At 62.3% G+C, this 18,830-nt stretch carries 15 protein-coding genes; 8 read left to right on the top strand and 7 right to left on the bottom strand.

What is annotated here, in order from left to right:
• Nucleotides 1-38: 38 nt before the first annotated feature.
• Together M1E12_RS10855 and carB are read right to left on the bottom strand one after the other, a co-directional pair.
• Nucleotides 39-224 (bottom strand): hypothetical protein, encoded by a 186-nt coding sequence (locus M1E12_RS10855; RefSeq protein WP_479564719.1) that lies wholly within the window; start codon nt 222-224, stop codon nt 39-41.
• A 193-nt stretch (nt 225-417) separates the two neighbouring features.
• Nucleotides 418-3,900 carry a carbamoyl-phosphate synthase large subunit gene (gene carB, locus M1E12_RS10850; protein WP_479564718.1) on the bottom strand — a complete coding sequence of 1,161 codons (3,483 nt, stop codon included), beginning with the start codon at nt 3,898-3,900 and terminating at the stop codon, nt 418-420.
• Between the two features lie 299 nt (nt 3,901-4,199).
• Between carB and M1E12_RS10845 the strand changes: the two genes are divergently transcribed.
• Nucleotides 4,200-5,375, top strand: coding sequence for a glycosyltransferase family 87 protein (locus M1E12_RS10845; RefSeq protein WP_479564717.1), 1,176 nt, complete (start codon nt 4,200-4,202; stop codon nt 5,373-5,375).
• Nucleotides 5,376-5,441: 66 nt separating this feature from the next.
• Nucleotides 5,442-6,170, top strand: a complete 729-nt coding sequence (locus tag M1E12_RS10840) for a DUF1868 domain-containing protein (RefSeq protein ID WP_479564716.1) — start codon at nt 5,442-5,444, stop codon at nt 6,168-6,170.
• Nucleotides 6,171-6,238: 68 nt separating this feature from the next.
• Here M1E12_RS10840 and M1E12_RS10835 read toward each other — a convergent pair whose 3' ends face one another.
• Nucleotides 6,239-8,605, bottom strand: coding sequence for a methyl-accepting chemotaxis protein (locus tag M1E12_RS10835; protein WP_479564715.1), 2,367 nt, complete (start codon nt 8,603-8,605; stop codon nt 6,239-6,241).
• Nucleotides 8,606-8,815: 210 nt separating this feature from the next.
• Between M1E12_RS10835 and M1E12_RS10830 the strand changes: the two genes are divergently transcribed.
• Nucleotides 8,816-10,300: an amidase gene (locus M1E12_RS10830; protein ID WP_479564714.1), complete on the top strand. Its 1,485-nt coding sequence runs from the start codon at nt 8,816-8,818 to the stop codon at nt 10,298-10,300.
• On the opposite strand, the gene M1E12_RS10825 is transcribed toward M1E12_RS10830, so the two are convergent.
• Nucleotides 10,301-11,326: a zinc-dependent alcohol dehydrogenase family protein gene (locus tag M1E12_RS10825; protein WP_479564713.1), complete on the bottom strand. Its 1,026-nt coding sequence runs from the start codon at nt 11,324-11,326 to the stop codon at nt 10,301-10,303. It abuts the gene before it with no gap.
• A gap of 179 nt (nt 11,327-11,505) precedes the next feature.
• Between M1E12_RS10825 and M1E12_RS10820 the strand changes: the two genes are divergently transcribed.
• The gene (locus M1E12_RS10820) at nt 11,506-12,174 is read left to right on the top strand and encodes a glutathione S-transferase family protein (RefSeq protein ID WP_479564712.1); all 669 of its coding nucleotides are present in this window, start codon (nt 11,506-11,508) and stop codon (nt 12,172-12,174) included.
• A 6-nt stretch (nt 12,175-12,180) separates the two neighbouring features.
• Here M1E12_RS10820 and M1E12_RS10815 read toward each other — a convergent pair whose 3' ends face one another.
• A complete protein-coding gene (locus M1E12_RS10815) occupies nt 12,181-12,738 on the bottom strand; it encodes a LytTR family DNA-binding domain-containing protein (protein WP_479564711.1) in 558 nt (185 codons plus the stop codon).
• 3 nt (nt 12,739-12,741) lie between these two features.
• Here M1E12_RS10815 and M1E12_RS10810 point away from each other — a divergent pair, with 3 nt between their 5' ends.
• Both M1E12_RS10810 and ypfJ read left to right on the top strand, forming a co-directional pair.
• Nucleotides 12,742-13,593 (top strand): DUF2306 domain-containing protein, encoded by an 852-nt coding sequence (locus M1E12_RS10810; protein ID WP_479564710.1) that lies wholly within the window; start codon nt 12,742-12,744, stop codon nt 13,591-13,593.
• 89 nt (nt 13,594-13,682) lie between these two features.
• Nucleotides 13,683-14,609, top strand: coding sequence for a KPN_02809 family neutral zinc metallopeptidase (ypfJ, locus tag M1E12_RS10805; RefSeq protein ID WP_136540948.1), 927 nt, complete (start codon nt 13,683-13,685; stop codon nt 14,607-14,609).
• 13 nt (nt 14,610-14,622) lie between these two features.
• Here the strand turns inward: ypfJ and M1E12_RS10800 are convergent, their stop codons facing one another.
• Nucleotides 14,623-15,102: a DUF2938 domain-containing protein gene (locus M1E12_RS10800; protein WP_479564709.1), complete on the bottom strand. Its 480-nt coding sequence runs from the start codon at nt 15,100-15,102 to the stop codon at nt 14,623-14,625.
• A 278-nt stretch (nt 15,103-15,380) separates the two neighbouring features.
• Here M1E12_RS10800 and M1E12_RS10795 point away from each other — a divergent pair, with 278 nt between their 5' ends.
• Nucleotides 15,381-16,793 (top strand): MATE family efflux transporter, encoded by a 1,413-nt coding sequence (locus M1E12_RS10795; RefSeq protein WP_479564708.1) that lies wholly within the window; start codon nt 15,381-15,383, stop codon nt 16,791-16,793.
• Nucleotides 16,794-16,829: 36 nt separating this feature from the next.
• On the opposite strand, the gene carA is transcribed toward M1E12_RS10795, so the two are convergent.
• A complete protein-coding gene (gene carA / locus M1E12_RS10790) occupies nt 16,830-18,035 on the bottom strand; it encodes a glutamine-hydrolyzing carbamoyl-phosphate synthase small subunit (RefSeq protein ID WP_113458801.1) in 1,206 nt (401 codons plus the stop codon).
• 317 nt (nt 18,036-18,352) lie between these two features.
• Here carA and M1E12_RS10785 point away from each other — a divergent pair, with 317 nt between their 5' ends.
• Nucleotides 18,353-18,805, top strand: a complete 453-nt coding sequence (locus M1E12_RS10785) for a GatB/YqeY domain-containing protein (protein WP_113458802.1) — start codon at nt 18,353-18,355, stop codon at nt 18,803-18,805.
• Nucleotides 18,806-18,830 lie beyond the last annotated feature (25 nt).

Raw genomic sequence — 18,830 nt, 5'->3', positions numbered from 1 at the left:
GCGGCTCGTTCTGAGCGAAAGGAGCGGGAGCGGCTTCATCAGCCAAAGAGTTCGATCAGCCCCGAGATGACCGTCGCACCGCCGATTGGCGCGATGAAGAGCAGGACGATGTTCAAGCCGGCGATCCAGGCGAGTGTCTTTTGCTGGCGCGGCGTCAGGCAAGGGCGGTCCGGTTCGGCCGGCGGCTCTGGCGGTGGCGTGAAGTTGTTGAGATCGAGAAACATTGCGTGACCTGTCTCGTCTGCCGTTCGGGAGTGCTCTCGCCCCTAACATAGGCATGATGCACAGAGTTCCAGTGTGGCATGGTAACGAGGGCCGCGCCGCCCATAAGACAAAATCGCCGCACCCGAGGATGCGGCGATCGTGTCGTATTCATGCTGTATCAGACGGCCCGCAAGCCAGCTGACGCGTGTCGCCTCAGAAGTAGCTCTGCAGCGGGCGAACCTCGAGCTGGCCGCCTTTTAGCGCCCGGATGGCTTCGGCAGCGGCAAGCGCACCGGCCATGGTCGTGTAATAGGGCACCTTCTGCATCAGGGCTGCACGGCGCAGCGACTTCGAGTCCGAGATCGCCTTGTTGCCGTCGGTCGTGTTGATGACCAGCTGGACCTGACGGTTGCGGATGGCGTCCTCGATATGCGGACGGCCTTCCAGAACCTTGTTGATCTTCACGGCCGGGATGTCGTTTTCGGCGAGGAAGCGCTGGGTGCCGCCGGTCGCCAGAACCTTGAAGCCGATCTGGGTGAGGATCAGGATTGCCGGTAGAACACGGGCCTTGTCCTCGTCACGGACGGAGACGAAAACCGTTCCTTCACGCGGCAGTTCGACGCCGGCGCCGAGCTGGCTCTTGGCAAAGGCCAGCGCAAAGTCGGTGTCGAGACCGATGACTTCGCCGGTCGAACGCATTTCCGGACCGAGCAAAGTGTCGACGCCGGGGAAGCGGGCAAACGGGAAGACGGCTTCCTTCACCGCGATGTGGTTCAGGTTGCGCGGGTCGGGCTTCTTGCCATAGGCGGAAATGGCCTGATCGAGCTTTTCGCCGGTCATGACACGGGCTGCGATCTTGGCGATTGGGGCGCCGATGGTCTTGGCGACGAAGGGCACCGTGCGCGAGGCGCGCGGGTTGACTTCGAGCACGTAGATCACGTCGTCCTTGATCGCATACTGGACGTTCATCAAGCCGCCGACATTGAGCGCCTTGGCAAGCGCCGTCGTCTGGCGTTCCAGTTCGTCGACGATGTCCTTGGAGAGCGAACGGGTCGGCAGCGAGCAGGCCGAGTCGCCCGAATGGATGCCGGCTTCCTCGATATGCTCCATGATGCCGGAAACGAAGACGTTTTCGCCGTCGCAGAGTGCGTCGACATCGACTTCGATGGCATTTGTCAGGTAGCTGTCGAAGAGAAGCGGGTTCTTGCCGAGCAGCGTGTTGATCTGGCCGGTCTTGTCGTTCGGGTAGCGCTGCTTGATGTCCTCAGGCACGAGTTCCGGCACTGTGTCGAGCAGGTAGGTCTGCAGCATGCCCTCGTTGTGGATGATCTGCATGGCGCGGCCACCGAGCACGTAGGACGGGCGCACGACCAGCGGGAAGCCGATTTCGCCGGCAACCAGGCGCGCCTGCTCGACGGAGTAGGCGATGCCATTGTTCGGCTGGTTGAGGTCGAGCTTCATCAGAAGCTTCTGGAAGCGGTCGCGGTCTTCGGCGAGGTCGATCATGTCGGGTGCGGTGCCGAGGATCGGGATGCCGTTCTTTTCGAGCGCTTCGGCGAGCTTCAGCGGGGTCTGGCCGCCGAACTGCACGATGACGCCGACAACTTCGCCCTTTTCCTGCTCGGCCCGCAGGATTTCGATCACGTCTTCGGCCGTCAGCGGCTCGAAATAGAGGCGATCGGAGGTGTCGTAGTCGGTCGAGACGGTTTCCGGGTTGCAGTTGACCATGATCGCTTCGAAGCCGGCATCCTTCAGCGCGAAGGCGGCATGGCAGCAGCAATAGTCGAACTCGATGCCCTGGCCGATACGGTTCGGGCCGCCGCCGAGGATCACGACCTTCTTGCGGTCGGAGACCTGGGCTTCCGAACGCAGTGCGCCGACGAAAGGCGTCTCATAGGTCGAGTACATATAGGCCGTCGGCGAGGCGAATTCGGCGGCACAGGTGTCGATGCGCTTGAAGACCGGGCGGACGCCCAGACCGTTGCGCAGTTCGGCCACTTCCTTCGGGCGCTTGCCGGAGAGCGAGGCGAGGCGGGCGTCGGAGAAGCCCATGGCCTTCAGCATGCGCAGGTTTTCGGCGTCTTCCGGTAGACCATGCTCGCGGATGCGGGCTTCCATGTCGATGATCGCCTTGAACTGGGCGATGAACCAAGGATCGATCTTGCAGCCTTCGTGAACTTCTTCCGGCGACATGCCGAGGCGAAGCGCCTGGGCAACCATGCGCAGACGGTCCGGCGTCGGGGTGCCGATTGCGGCCCGGATGGCGTTCTTGTCGTCGCCCTGGCCGAGGCCGGGGATCTCGATCTCGTCGAGGCCGGTGAGGCCGGTCTCGAGCCCGCGCAGGGCCTTCTGCAGGCTCTCCGCAAAGGTGCGGCCGATCGCCATGACTTCGCCGACCGACTTCATGGCGGTGGTCAGCGTCGGCTCGGCGCCGGGGAACTTTTCAAAGGCAAAGCGCGGGATCTTGGTGACGACGTAGTCGATCGACGGCTCGAACGAGGCCGGGGTCGCGCCGCCGGTGATGTCGTTTTCGAGTTCGTCCAGCGTGTAGCCGATGGCAAGCTTGGCGGCGATCTTGGCGATCGGGAAGCCGGTGGCCTTGGAGGCGAGAGCCGACGAGCGCGAGACGCGCGGGTTCATTTCGATGACGACGAGGCGGCCATCCTTCGGGTTGACGGCAAACTGCACGTTCGAGCCGCCGGTCTCAACGCCGATCTCGCGCAGAACCGCGATCGAGGCGTTGCGCATGATCTGGTATTCCTTGTCCGTCAGCGTCAGCGCCGGGGCAACGGTGATGGAGTCGCCGGTGTGCACGCCCATCGGATCGATGTTTTCGATCGAGCAGACGATGATGCAGTTGTCCGCCTTGTCGCGGACGACCTCCATTTCATACTCCTTCCAGCCGAGAACCGATTCTTCGATCAGGACTTCGGTGGTCGGCGACGCGTCGAGACCGGAATTGACGATTTCGTAGAATTCCGAGCGGTTGTAGGCGATGCCGCCGCCGGTGCCGCCGAGGGTGAAGGAGGGGCGGATGATGGCGGGCAGGCCGACGTGGTCGAGCGCCTGGGCGGCAATCGCCATGGCATGCGCCATGTAGCGCTGCTTGCGGTCCGTCTCGCCGAGGTTCCACTGGTTTTCAAGCTCGTCGAGCGCCTTGTCGAGCGCGTCGCCGGAGAGCTTGGCGCGGAGTTCCGCGCGGGCAGCCTCATGCGTCTTGCGGTCGGCATCCTTGATTTCGGTGGCGTTGGCGAGCATCGACTTCGGCGTCTCAAGGCCGATGCGGGCCATGGCTTCGCGGAAGAGGGCGCGGTCTTCGGCCATGTCGATGGCTGCGGGCTTGGCGCCGATCATTTCGACATTGTAGCGGTCGAGGACGCCCATGCGCTTCAGAGAGAGCGCGGTGTTCAGCGCCGTCTGGCCGCCCATGGTCGGCAAGAGCGCATCGGGGCGCTCCTTGGCGATAATCTTGGCGACGACTTCCGGCGTGATCGGCTCGACATAAGTGGCATCAGCGAGACCCGGATCGGTCATGATGGTGGCCGGATTGGAATTGACCAGAATGACCCGGTAGCCTTCTTCCTTCAGCGCCTTGCAGGCCTGGGTGCCTGAATAGTCGAACTCACATGCCTGACCGATGACGATCGGCCCCGCGCCGATGATGAGGATGGACTTGATATCTTGGCGCTTGGGCATGGCTCTATCCGTTCTTGCGCCTGCGCGAAAAACCGGCCTGGGTGAGGGAGGTCACCGGCCGGGCGCAGGAAGATGGTCTTTTCAGGCTAGAAGCGGCTTATAGGGAAATGTACCGGCGGAAGGAACCCTGAATCGAAGTGCTCCGACAGTTTTTTCGCGGCTGATCCAGACGAGCTCTCAGCGCACAGACGCTGCGACGTGGTCGGCGTCAGATCGCGTTCCTCGCTAGGTGTTGATTTACCGCCTGTGGGTAAGGTCAGGATCCGAAATGCAGTCGTTCGTAGCAAGGCAGAGGAAACATGACCGAAAATCGGCCCAGGCGCTTTTCGCCGCTGCTCTGGCTCGCAGCTGGCTGTGTGCTGGTAGCCTGTGGCGCGATCGGCTTCATCTGGAGCAGGCCGGTCGAGGTGAACACCATCGCCTGGTCCAATACCGATTTCTCAAACTATTGGACGGCGTCCACGCTGTTGCTTAAGGGGCGGGTCATGGACCTCTTCAGCGGGCAGGAGACCTATTTTGCCAATTTGCAGGCGATCTTCGGTCCGGACTATCCCTGGCGCAACTGGAGCTATCCGCCGTCTTACGTGCTGCTGATGTGGCCCTTGGGCTTCGCCCAACTCGCGAGTTCACTCGTGATATTTCAACTCGTCACGGCACTGCTTTTTCTGCATGCGGTCTCCACGGTTCAGCGCGACATCACACCCGGTGCGGCGGCCCTGCTCATTGCATTTCTCATTTGCAACACGGTCACCGCGCAAAACGGGTTCCTGACGGCGGCCCTGATGCTCTACGGCCTCTCGCTCCGTGACCGAAATCCTATTGTGGCAGGGATCGCCTTTGGCCTTCTGACGGTGAAGCCGCAGCTTGGGCTCCTTGTGCCGCTTTTGCTTCTCTACGAGAGAAGATGGACGGTGATTGTCGCCGCCGGTTTGAGCAGCCTCGCTTTGGTCGCGGCCTCCGGCACGCTTCTTGGGTGGGAGACATGGGCCGGTTACATCCGCCACAATGTTCCCTATCAGAGCTATGTCATGACAGACATGGGCGGCATTTTCCTGCGCATGATGCCGTCCTTGTTCGGGACTTTGCGATTTATGGAAATGCCTTCGTCTCAGGCGATGATCATTCACAGCGTCCTGGCGATTGCCGGCTTCGCCGGATTTCTGGTGGGGCTGGTCCGCGCTCGCAGCCTATTTGAGCGGAGCCTCGTACTGCTGTTGGCAAGCTTTCTCGTGGCGCCATATTCCCTCGTCTACGACCTGGGCGCACTGTCAGCCGTCGCCGCGATTGCCGCGTTCCAACAGCGAAGTGACGAGCAATCGACCTGGTGGCGGCCAACCTTCATTCTGGTGGCCTTGTTGCCGCTCATTCACTTTGCTTTCTTAGGGCTCAGCCACGTACCGGTCGCACCGCTCGTCTTAAGTTGCGCATTGCTGCTGATTGTCACGCGCCCACGAAACCAGACACAGGCCATTTGATCGTCCGTCATGCCCCGTTCGTAGTCCGTGGCTAGAAGACAACCTCGTATTTGATCCGAGGTTTCCATGGCAGTTTCACTTCAACCGTCACTTCCGTCCCATCTCCTTTTCGCATCATCGAGCCATAATCCCGACGCGATCCCCCATCTCGGTCAGCGGTATGACACATCCGGCCGGTTCCTGACCGAGCGCGGCAATACCGTGGTCTGCCATCTGGCCGAGGGGTCGGAGACGGCGGCCGCCTTGCTTGAGGCGCGGGCGCGGTACATGACCATGCCGGGTGCGGACAAGCTCGCCTTCACCGCGGCATCCAGCCTGCACATGACGCTGTTCCAGGGGATCATCGAGACGCGCCGCGCGCTGCCCTACTGGCCCGAAGACGTGCCCGTGGAAACGCCGGTCGACGACATGACGGCGATCTTCCTGGACCGGCTCGCCGGCTTCGAGCCGGGTGAAGCCTTTGCCGTCGAAGTGACGCACGCGACCCCGCTCGGATTGACCTTGCGCGGCGTGAGCGAACGTGACCGAGCCATTCTGAAGGAATGGCGCGATCGGCTGGCGGATCTGCTTGGCTACCGGCATCCTGACCACGAGACCTACAGCTTCCACATCACCTTCGCCTACATGATCGAGCGCTTCGACGACGCGACCATGGCTGCTTGGGTGCCGTTTCTGCAGGAGGTGACGGAGGAGATCCGCAGGCGTACACCCGTGCTCGAGCTTCGCGCGCCTGCTTTTTGTGTCTTCGACGACATGAACCATTTCGAGGAACTGATGGTCTTCGATCCGGCCTGATTGGCTTGAAAAAGAAAATGGCGGGCCAGGGCCCGCCAGATCTTTATCGGAGTGCTCTCAGATCAGGCTCAGAACTCTTCCCATTCCGCACCGCTCGGCGCAGGTTTTGCGCCCATGGCGGAGGCGATCTTGCTGGCCAATGCCCGGGCCGGCGAGGCGATGGCGCGAGTCGTTTCGTTGGCAGGGGCCGGGGCAGGGCGAGCCGCGCTTGGCTGCGGTGCGGCATAGGTCCGGACAGCGGGCGCCGGTGCCGTTTGCTGTCGCGGAGCCGAACCCAGATTGAACTGGGCGAGGCGGGCCGAGAGAGCCTGGACTTCCGACACCAGCGTATGGGACGCAGCATTGGTCTCCTCGACCATGGCGGCGTTCTTCTGGGTGCCCTGGTCCATCACGTTCACGGCGGCATTAATCTCATGCAGGCCGGTCGACTGCTCGCGGGCGGCTTCGACGATCGCATGCACATTGGTGTTGATCTGCTGAACCTCTGCCACGATGGCCGACAAGGCTTCGCCGGTCTGGTCGACGAGGGAGACGCCATGCTTGACCTGATCGCCTGAGGCGGTGATCAGCGTCTTAATTTCCTTGGCCGCATTGGCCGATCGCTGGGCAAGTTCGCGGACTTCCTGGGCAACGACGGCAAAACCCTTGCCGGCTTCACCGGCGCGTGCTGCCTCGACGCCGGCGTTTAACGCCAGCAGGTTTGTCTGGAAGGCGATCTCGTCGATCACGCCGATGATGTTGGAAATCGATTGCGAAGACTGCTCGATGGCACTCATGGCGTCGATCGCGGAGCGCACCACTTCGCCGGACCGTTCGGCGCTTTCCTTGGTGCGGCTGACCTGCTTGCCTGCTTCTTCCGCGCGCTGGGTCGATTCCTTGACCGAGCGGGTGATCTGCGAAAGGGCCGCGGAGGTTTCTTCCACGGAGGCTGCCTGCTGCTCGGTGCGGCGAGCGAGATCATCGGCGGCGGAGCGGATCTCGTTCGAACCGTTTTCGATCGTGGTCGCGTTGTCGCGGAAGGAGATCATCGCGGCGCGCAGCTTTTCGATGGAGTCGTTGAAGTTGCCGCGGATCTCGTCGAGTGCAGGCGAGAAGGGTTTTTCGAGGCGAACCGTCATGTCGCCATCGGACAGGCGAGCAAGCCCGGTGCGCAACTCGTCGACGACGAAGCGGATTTCTTCCTCGCGCGCCTTGTGTCCCTTGGAGCGCTCGACCCGTTCGATCTCCTCCTGCTCATAACGGGCCTCAGCGGCCTTTTCGAGCTCGACCTTTTTGCGATTGCTTTCGAGAAGGACGGCGAGCGAGCGGGAGAGGTCACCGAGTTCGTCGGCGCGGTCCTTGTCCGTCAGTTCGACATCCAGCCGGCCAGCGGCGATTTCGGTTGTCTGGCCGATGACGCGGTTGATGCGGCCGATGAAGCGACGGGCGAGCAGCCAGCCGACGACGATCAGGATGAGTGTGGCGCCGGCGATGATGAGGCCGGAGGTCCAGATGGTCTGCGACAGGGCCCCGAGGACAGTGGCACTCGGAACGGCAACGACGACATTCCAGACCGCGCCGGGGAAGGGCTCGATCGGCACGGCGATCGCCATGCGCTCGACGCCGTCCTTGTCGACCATCGTGCCCACGGAGCCGGGGGATTTCAGCAGGCTTTCCCAGGCGGAGGCATCAAGGCCGCTGTCCTTCAAGGCCTTGCCCATGGCCGCCTTGTCGGGGTGACTGACGAAGGCGTTGGCAGAGGAGAGAAGGGCGACATAACCGTCACCCAGCGGCCGTTTGGCGGCGAGATCGGCAGCGGTCTTGTCGAGATCGATGTCGGCGCCGACATAGCCGATCGCCTTGCCGTTTTCCATGACCGGCACGGAAATGGTGGTCATCAGGACGTCTTTGCCGTCGACAGGATAGACGTAAGGTTCAAGCAGGACGGTCTTGCCGGTCCTGACCGGCAATTGATAATAGTCGCCCGCACCGGGTTTGTCGTAGTCAACGAGGACGTCCGTCTTGATGGTCCCACCGGCGCGATAGATGTAGGGCACAAAACGCCCGGTCTGATCGTGTGCGGGTTTGCCAACGAAGTCTGCATCCTTGCCGTCGAAGGCATTGGGTTCCCAACCCGTGGAGAGGCCGATGGCACCCGGAAAGCCCTCGAGCGTCTTCGTCAGGACGGCCATGACCACGTCGCGGTCAGCAATCCCCTTTTCGCGAAGGGCGGAGACGGAATAGTCGAGGCCAGCCACCATCTCATGGGCGACACTCAGGGTCTGATTGACTTCGGCCGCAGCTTCGGACGCTGCAGTCTGCATCTTGTCGATGCCGGCGCCGCGAATGGTGCCGTAGCTCAAGCCCACCAGCGTGGCTGCGACGCCGATCGTGGTGACAACACCCAGGCCGACGGTCGAGAAGATGTTCCGGCTGGTGGCGGATTTGAATAACATGGGCCGTTCCCTCATTAGCCTATGACTGCAAGGCAGCGGACAAGCGCCGCTGCGCCGGTGTCGCACCGGCCTTTGGGGCAGACTTTAGCCGCCCATGGTTAAGTAGATATTTATATTCGGCGAAGCCGTTATGCCGTGCGGCCCTTGATCGCTGGGAAAATCGACCGGAAGCTCATTGCCAATCATGCGAGTCGGGCCGGGGGAGCGACGATGTTCAAGGAGTATGTGGACCATGACGGATTGGCGCTGGCCGACCTGATCCGACGCGGCGAGGTCACGGCGAAAGAGGTGCTGGAAGCCGCCATCTCCCGGATCGAGGCGGTCAATCCGCAACTGAACGCGGTCATTCGTCCGCTCTTCGACCGGGCGCGCCAAAGAGTGGCCGCCGGACTGCCGGACGGGCCATTCTGCGGTGTGCCCTTCCTAGTCAAGGACCTCCTGGCGCAGATCGACGGTGTGCCGACCAACAATGGCAATCGGCTCTGGGCGGCCCGGGTTCAAGAGGGCAACAGCGAGTTGGTGACGCGCTGGGAGAGGGCAGGGCTTGTCATCGCCGGACGGACCAATACGCCGGAGTTCGGACTGACGCCCTATACAGAGCCTGGCGCCAATGGCCCGACGCGCAATCCATGGGACCTCGGCCGGACATCCGGCGGCTCGTCCGGTGGCTCGGGTGCTGCGGTCGCCTCGGGCATGGTGCCGATCGCGTCCGGCGGGGACGGCGGTGGATCGATCCGCATTCCGGCCTCCGCTTGCGGCGTCTTCGGCATGAAGCCGACGCGGGGGCGAACACCAGCGGGTCCGTTCATCGGCGAGGCATGGTCGGGTTTTGCAGTCGAGCATGTGCTGACGTGGACGGTGCGCGACAGCGCCGCGGTGCTTGACGTAACCCATGGAGCAGATCGTGGCTCGCCGCATCCGCTGCCGGTTCATGCGGGGACTTTCCTGGAAGCGTCGCAGAGGGCGCCTGGCAGACTGAAGATCGCTGTCTCGCGCGAACCGATGCTCGGCCAGGCGGTATCCTCCGAGGTGATCTCCGCCTTCGATGACACAGTGAAGCTGCTTGCCGATCTCGGCCACGAGGTGATTGACGCAGCGCCGCCTGTGGAGCGTGAGGCATTCTCCATGGCATTTCTGACGGCGCTTGCCGGTGAGCTGCGCGCCGATATCGAATTCACAGCGAGGACCTTCGGCGTGAGGATCAGGCCCGGCGACTATGATGCCTCGTCCTTTGGCATGGGCTTGCTGGGAGAGGGGTTCACTGCCGGCGATCTCATCGCCGCCCATCGCTATCTTGGGCTTGCCGCGCGCTCGGTCCTCGGCTTTTTCGAGGATGTCGACGTGTTGATGACGCCGGTGCTCTCCACCTTGCCGGTGAAGATCGGTGCGCTGCAGCCGAGTGCCTTGGAAAAGAAGCTCCTGACGGTGCTGGGTTACATCGGCGGCGGACGGCTATTGAAGAAGCTCGGGATTGCCGAACAGCTGGCCGCACAAACCTTCGAGTTCATTCCGTGGACCCCGATCTTCAACGTGACCGGCCAGCCGGCGATGTCCGTGCCGATAGGCTGGTCGCCGGAGGGGCTGCCGATCGGCATGCAGTTCGTCGGGCGGTTTGCTGACGAGGATACGCTGTTTTCGCTCGCCGGACAGTTGGAAGCGGCGCGGCCGTGGAAGGACCGCCGGCCGCCCCTTTGATCAGAGCCCCGGTACGACGAGGACCTTCACCTCGCCGGGGTGCGGCGGTTGGCGCACGACCTCCGGCGCCTCGTCGAGCGAGACCTTGCGCGAGATGAGCTTTTCGACCTCGATCCGGCCGGAGGCGATGAGGTCGGCGGCGCGGCGGTGGGTGAAGGGGTTGAGGAAAGAGGTCACGAGCTTGACCTCGCGGAAGAGCAGGTCGAATGGCTCGATCTCGATCTTTTCGCCCTGCGCCATGACGCCGAGGATCACGGCTGTGCCGCCCGGACGCACCAGCTTCGTCGCCTGAACCACGGTTTCTGCGACGCCGGCGCATTCCAGCACGACATCCACGCCGCCGGGAACGAGGCCGTGTTCGCCCGCGATCTTGGCGGTCACATCGCCCGCGTTCGGATCGACACTCGCCGTCGCGCCGAGTTCCTCGGCAAGGCTGCGGCGGCTCGCCTGGCGCGTGACGAGGATGACCGTCGTTGCGCCAGCCAGCCGGGCGAGCTGAACCGTCAGGAGGCCGATGACGCCGCCGCCCAAAACGACGACGGAGGAACCGGCCTTGATCCCGGCAAGGTCGATGCCGTGCAGGCAGCAGGCCAGCGGCTCGCAGAAGGCGCCATGCATCGGATCGAGATCTGCGGGAAGCAGGAAGGCCTGTTTATGGGGAATGACGACATAATCCGCGAAGCCGCCGTCGCGGTGGATGCCGATGGCTGTCAGGTTTCGGCAGAGGTTGACGCGGCCATTGACGCAGTGGCTGCAACGGCCGCAGGCAATGTTCGGGTCGCCGGTGACGCGGTCACCCACGCTAAACCCAGAGACTGCGCTGCCGACCTGTTCGATGATGCCGGAAAACTCATGGCCGAGGGTGACGGGTGGCGCGCAGGGAAATTCGCCGTGGAACAGGTGCCTGTCGGTTCCGCAGACGCCGCAGGCTTCGACGCGGACGAGGAGTTCATCCGGGCCAGCTTCGGGCTTTTTCACCTCTCGCGTGAACAATTGCCCTGTCGCCTCCAGTCGCATCGCCTTCATGTGTCACTCCTCCCAAAGTGCAGTCTTTCGGCAAGACTGGCACGCCCGGTGATGCCTGCCAAGCGGTCATCCCCGGCTGTCTTTCTGGCCACTCTGGAGAAAGTTTCGACGGACGTCTCGACGGCGCCGGGGTCTGCTTCTAGATAGTTCAAGCAACGACAATCAAAGGGACATCTCTGATGATCACCGTGCATTACCTCGACAACTCGCGCGCCCATCGCATTCTCTGGCTACTCGAGGAGCTCGGTCTCGACTATCAGGTGAAGGTCTATCACAGGACGAAGGACTATCTGGCGCCGAAGGAACTCAAGGCCGTGCATCCGCTCGGCAAGTCGCCGGTGATCGAGGACAATGGACGCGTGGTGGCCGAAAGCGGCGCGATCATGGAATATCTGATCGAGACCTATGGCGGCGAGGATCTGCGTCCCGCTGCCGGCACCGATGAGCGGCTGCGGTACCGATACTGGATGCATTATGCCGAGGGTTCGGCCATGCCGCTCCTGGTCATGAAGCTCATCTTCTCGCGCATTCCCGGGCAGGTGCCGTTCTTCATCCGTCCGGTGGCGAAGATGATCAGCCAGGGCGTGGCCAGCAAGCTGATCGATCCGCAGCTCTCGGACCATCTCGATCTCTGGATCGCCGAAATCGCCAAGGACGGCTGGTTTGCCGGCAAGCAGCTCTCAGCCGCGGATATCGCCATGAGCTTTCCCGTCGAGGCGGGCCTCACCCGGATCGCCGAGGGCAAGGATGTGAGCGCGCTTAAGGGCTGGATCGAACGGATCCGCGCAAGACCGGCCTATCAGCGCGCGCTGAGCAGGGGCGGGGAATACGGCTACGCCAAGAGCTGAGGAAGATCAGCTCTCGCATATGCCACTCCGGACGTGAGCCGCAAAGCTGCGGCTGACCGGTACCTCGGCACCTGATTTCAAGACCACGTGCAACCGGCTGCCGCTGTTCTTCAGTCCCGCCACATGATCGACTGCTACCCAGTGGGAGCGGTGGGTCTGCACACCGGCGATCGAGCCAACCTCCCGCAAGGCATCAGAAAATCGCATCAGGACCAGCTGCCGGCCTTTTGTCGTCGTGACAACCGTGTAGTGATCCTCGACCGTCAGATGGACCAAGGGTGCCCGCAGCGCCGGCTTGAGCCGCGCGAGAAGCGGAGGTAGCTCGTCTTCCGTCGGTTTTGGCTCCGGGTCCTCAGACGCCCTGCTGCTGACGCTCGCCGACGGAGCGTTCGACATCGTCAGATGGGACAGCAGACTGAACAGCACCGACAACGGCAGGCAGACGAGGAGCTGTCGCCCATAGGAGGCAAGACTCGGTTCGGTTCCGATCCAGGACCAGCGCATCAGCTCAACGACCGCCGCAACGAAGGGTGCAGCCACCAGGGCGGTCGCTGACAGCAGCAATGCTTGGCTGCGCAGATGTTGGCCAAGCCAATGATCAGCAAGGGTAATGACGAGGATCGCGACGGTCCATGCTGCTCCGTGCAGCAGTGTCCAGAAAGCAGCACGCTCGACAAGGCCCATGTCTTCGATCGTGCCGGAAGGACCTATGGCGACAAAGATGGAGACCACGATCGCAAAAGTCGCCCAGAGACGGGGCGAACGGCCCAGTCTCGTCCATTCACGAAGCGCAGACTGCAAGACGGAGCTATTCACGCATTTCTCTCGACATTCACGGCAAAGCATTGGTGGCGCCGGCGCAAAGGCGCGATCAGCGGGAAGCCAAACATTGAAACCGCGAACCCGCTCAAGGCAAGTCCCATGTCGCTTTCCCTTCTCTTACAGGCACCTCTCGCCATCCAAATCCACGTCGTATTCGCCTTACTCGCCTTGATCCTCGGCGCGGGGCTCTTGCTTGGCCGCAAGGGCACCAATGTCCACCGTATCCTCGGCCGGATCTGGATCGGGGTAATGGTCATCACGGCCATGTCGAGTTTCTTCATCTCCTCTCTGCGTCTCTATTTCGGCTTCAGCCCAATACACATTCTTTCCGTCTTCACTTTGATCGGCAGTTTCCAGGCGATCACGGCAGCGCGGGCAGGCAGGATCGCCGAACACCGCCGGCATGTCGGCAACCTCTACAGCTTCGCTTTGCTGACGGCTGGGGCTTTCACGCTCCTTCCAGGACGATTGATGCATAAGCTGATCTTCGGAGAGGGGCAGGGGCAAGCCCATTTGGTTGCCATCGGCTTGCTCTTGATCCTGGTGCTTTTCTTTCAGTGGTGGCTGAGGCGGGACGTTGCGGGACATAAGGGCTGACTGGCCAACGACCGTTCATCGTCACTGGTGTTAGGGAACAGTTGGGCTATCTTCTCATTGTCTGGGGCAGATAAGAGAGGGACAGCACCATGGAATGGCGAGGCCGTCGGCAGTCGGACAATATCGAGGATCGGCGTGGGCAGTCCTCGCGGGGCGGGTTTGGTCGCAATCCCTTTGGTCGTTCGGGCATCCAGATCCCGATGGGCGGGCGACGCGGTGGCGGACTGAGCTTCGGAACGATCATCTTCCTCGTCGTCATCTACTTCGTGCTGAAGGCCATGGGCATCGACATGCTGCAGGTTCTGGGCGAAGGCAATATCGGGGGGGCAGGCTCCGGATACGAGCAATCGATCGGGCAGCGGCCGGCAGGGCAATCGAGCGACGACACCACCGCCTTTGTCCGCACCGTTCTGGCGGAAACGGAAACCACCTGGAATGCGATCTTCTCGGCATCCGGCGAGCAATATCGCGAGCCGACGCTGGTCCTGTTCAGCGGGGCCACAGCTTCCGCCTGCGGTCAGGCATCGTCTGCCACCGGTCCCTTCTATTGTCCCGCCGACAGCAAGGTCTATCTGGACACCGAGTTCTTCGATCAACTCGAGCGGCAGTTCGATGCGGCCGGCGATTTTGCGCAGGCCTATGTGATTGCGCATGAAGTCGGGCATCACGTGCAGAATCTGACCGGCGTTCTGCCGGAGTTCAACCGCCAGCGCCGGTCGATGGGCCAACGCGAAGCGAACCAGATGTCAGTACGTGTCGAGCTGCAGGCGGATTGTTATGCGGGGATCTGGGCGAAGTCGGCCGACAAGGAAGGCATCCTGTCCGACGGCGATCTGGAGGAGGCGCTGAATGCCGCGCAGCAGATCGGCGACGATACGCTGCAGAAGCGCAGCCAGGGTTATGTCGTGCCGGATGCCTTCAACCACGGCACCTCCGCACAGCGGATGAAGTGGTTCAAGCGCGGTTACGATAGCGGCAATGTGAGCGCCTGCGACACCTTCTCAGGCCCCATCTGACGGACCGGAGCGGCTAGCGGATCGCAAGTGCTGTCAGCCACAGGCCGAGGCCGAAGACCGTGTGTGCGGCCAGATTGAGAGCCCGGACCTTGTTCGGGTTAGGCGTCTTTGACGCCGCCCAGCCGAGACCGAGGCCGGGCTGCAGCAGGAACCAGCCGGCGGCGACCGTGACGATCCCCCAGATGAAGGCTGGCAGCAGCGTTGGGTCTGCAAACCAGGCCGGACCAACGAGAAAGGCGAGCATGATGCCATAGGCGATGCCGACGGCGTAATGGGCGATCCAGCCGAGCGCCAGTTCGCGGTCGTGGGGCTCTGCATCCCCGATGCTGTCGTGAAAGACCCGACCCGAAGTCAGATGATAGAACCAGCGTCCGACTGGGGCCCAGTTCGCTCTCGGCTGGCGAAACACCGTCGTCAGGATGACGGCCCAGAGATCCATGGCAAGCGTCGCGCCGATGCCGATGAGTGTGCCGCGCCAGATCAGATCCATCATGCCGTTGTCATTTGCTCCCGTTGCACCGCTGAAGGCTTACACGCGATTCTTCGTCAGCGCCAAGGTCAACTGGTGTCATTCAAGACCAATCCTGTCGGCTGCTCATTCCGAATAGCCGTGGACTGCCTGATTTTTCATCAAACTTGCTGATGTATCGCGCAATAATTCTGCAGCATCATGATTCCGGCTTGCCGCCGTGCCTGCGCGCGCTTATCCCTCTGCGACATGCCGCTCACCAGTATGCTCTGGAAGCGGCTTTTTTCGTTGAGACCTAAGCCATGCACACCGATGTCGTCACGCTCGAAACCCCAAGCGCCACTCCCGTGGGAGCCGGTAGCTGGATGTCGCATATTCGCGCCACCCTCGCCCTCGGCATCCCGCTGATCGGCGCGCAGCTGGCACAGCTTGGCATTCATACGACGGACGTCGTGATCGTCGGTCAGCTCGGCGCCGTGCCGCTCGCCGCCATGGTATTGGCCGGCCAGTTCTTCTTCACGATCTTCGTCTTCGGTTCGGGCTTCTCCATGGCGGTCATGCCGATGGTGGCGCAGGCCTATGGACGGGGAGACGTGGTCTCCGTTCGGCGCTCGATCCGCATGGGCATGTGGGTGTCCATCCTTTACGTCGTGGTCATGACGCCTCTGTTCTTCAATGCCGAGAGGATCCTGCTTGCCCTGGGGCAAAAGCCGGAAGTGGCCGCACTTGCAGCCAACTACGTCTTCATCAGCCAGCTGGGGCTTCTGCCGGCGTTGCTGTTTGCCGTCCTACGTTCGCTGGTCAGCGCCACGGGGCGGGCACGCATCGTGCTTTGGGTCACGGTCGGCATCCTCGTACTCAATGCGATCCTGGCTTACGCGCTCGTGCTCGGACATTTCGGCCTGCCGGCGCTTGGCATGACCGGTGCTGCAATCGTCGCCGTTATCGTTCAGTGGGTGAGCTTCGCGGCGATGGTCCTTTATATCCAGACCCGCGACGAAACCCGCCGCTACGAGTTGTTCGTGCGCTTCTGGCGCCCCGACTGGCAAGCCTTCCGCGAAGTTTTGTTCCTGGGGCTGCCGATCAGCGTGACCGTGCTTGCCGAAGTCAGCCTGTTCAGTGCCGCTTCCTTGCTGATGGGGCGGATCGGGACGATCGAGCTGGCAGCTCACGGCATCGCCCTGCAGCTGGCCTCCATCGCCTTCATGATCCCGCTCGGCCTCGCCCAAGCCGCGACCGTTCGGGTGGGACTTGCGCATGGACGCGGCAATTACCCGGAACTGGTGCGGGCCGCCATTACAGTTCTTGGCATCGCCGCGATCCTTTCGCTGTCGGGTGGGATCCTTTTCCTTGCCGTGCCGCAGCAACTCTCTGCCGCCTTCATCAACGAGAATGCGCCGGCTGCAGCCGATGTGCTGGCCTTTGCGGGGCCGCTCGTCATGGTCGCCGGACTTTTCCAACTGGTTGACGGACTACAGGCGATTGCCGCGGGGCTGCTTCGCGGATTGAAGGATGCGCGGGTGCCAATGATTCTGGCGCTCGTCGCCTATTGGCCGGTCGGCTTCTTCCTCGCCTGGCTCATGGCCTTTCCGCTTGGGATCGGCGGCATCGGCATCTGGTATGGTTTCTGCCTGGGGCTCGCGAGCGCTGCCTTCATGCTGAGCCTGCGCTTCTACCTCAAAGTCCGGCATGAAATGCAAACGGCCCGGGGGTGAACCCGGGCCGCATATTTGCAGTCTTGTGAACGAGGCTCAGCGTTCGGCGAGTGCCGGTTCGCCCTTCGTCTCCCGCACCATGTTGATGAAGCGGCGGAAGAGGTAGTGGCTGTCCTGCGGGCCGGGCGAGGCTTCCGGGTGATGCTGGACCGAGAACACCGGCTTGCCCTTGAGGCGGAGGCCGCAATTGGTGCCGTCGAACAGAGAAATGTGAGTCTCCTCAACGCTTTCCGGCAGCGACTTCGAGTCGACCGCGAAGCCGTGGTTCATCGAGACGATTTCGACCTTACCCGTGGTGAAGTCCTTCACCGGGTGGTTTGCACCGTGGTGACCCTGGTGCATCTTCTCGGTCTTGCCGCCGAGCGCGAGGCCCAGCATCTGGTGGCCGAGGCAGATGCCGAAGACCGGCTTGTCGGTCTGCACCAGATTCTGGATGACCGGAACGGCATACTCGCCGGTTGCGGCCGGGTCTCCCGGGCCGTTCGACAGGAAGACGCCGTCCGGGTTGAGCGCCATGATGTCTTCGGCGGATGTCGTTGCGGGGACCACGGTCACCTTGCAGTCGAGACCGGCGAAAAGGCGCAGGATATTGCGCTTCACGCCGAAGTCCACGCAGACGATATGGTACTTGGCATCCTCCGGGCCGAGCGTGGTGTGACCCTCCGTCCAGTTCCAGTCCTTCTCGCTCCAGACGGAAGACTGGCCCGAGGTTGCAACCTTGGCGAGGTCGAGGCCAACGAGGCCGCTCCATTCCCGAGCCTCTGCCTTCAGGGCTTCGATGTCGAAGACGCCATTCGGGTCATGGGCGATGACGGCATTCGGGGCGCCGTTTTCGCGGATCCAGGCCGTGAGCGCGCGGGTATCGATGCCGGAAAGGCCAATGATGCCGCGGCTCTTCAGCCAGGCGTCGAGATGGCTTGCGGCACGATAATTTGAAGGGTCGGTGATGTCGGCCTTGAAGATCGTGCCTACCGCGCCGTGGCGGGCTGCCGGCGTCAGGTCCTCGATGTCTTCGTCATTGGTGCCGACATTGCCGATATGGGGGAAGGTGAAGGTGACGATCTGGCCGAGATAAGAGGGATCGGTGAGGATTTCCTCGTAACCTGTCAGCGCCGTGTTGAAGCAGACCTCGGCCTGGACCTTGCCAGTCGCGCCGATGCCATGGCCTTCGATGACGGTGCCGTCGGCGAGAACGAGGAGGGCGGTTGGCTTGCGGGTCGTCCAGGGGGCTGTCGCGGTCATGGTCGTTCCTTGTTCGCCCGCGTGCCGGCCCCTTGTCGGAGCGGTTTCGCAGGACCATTTATGTTGCAGATCGAGGGCGCGCGAGGTCGCGCGTTTTCAGCCCTGATGACAATTTGCGTGCAGGTGCCGAGCAATAGACGGATCGCGTGGCGAGGTCAATTCCGGATGCGCTTAAGCGGCGGATTTCTCCCAAGCCATTTCAATGGTTTGCTCAATTCGTTTGCACTGCAGCAGATGTCTGGCTATGAGAACCACTCAACGAACACGGAAAAGCCACAATCGCTAACGGCGGGACAGGCTCTTCCCCGGAGAAGAAAATGATACGCGACACGCTCGCCAACTCACTGAAAGAGGCCCTGAAGGCCAAGGATGTCAGGCGGACCTCGACCGTTCGTCTGATCCAGACGGCGATCAAGGATCGCGACATCGCCAATCGCGGCACCGGCAAGGATCCCGTCAGCGATGACGAGATCATGCAGATCCTGATGAAGATGATCAAGCAGCGGGACGAATCCGCGAAGATCTATGCCGAGAACGATCGGCCAGAGCTTGCCGCGCAGGAGCGCGAGGAAATCGTCATCATCAAGTCCTTCATGCCCGAGCAACTGCCGGAGGAAAAAGTGCGCGAACTGTGCGCGGCCGTCATCAGCGAGACCGGTGCCCAGGGCCTGCGCGACATGGGCAAGTGCATCAACACGCTGAAGGAACGCTATCCAGGCCAGATGGACTTCGGCAAGGCGTCCGGCGTGGTCAAGGACCTGTTGAAGTAACAGCCTGCGACTGGATTGAATTGAA

This window comes from Rhizobium sp. K33, assembly GCF_056501445.1.
This window is presented reverse-complemented; position numbering and strand designations above follow the sequence as displayed.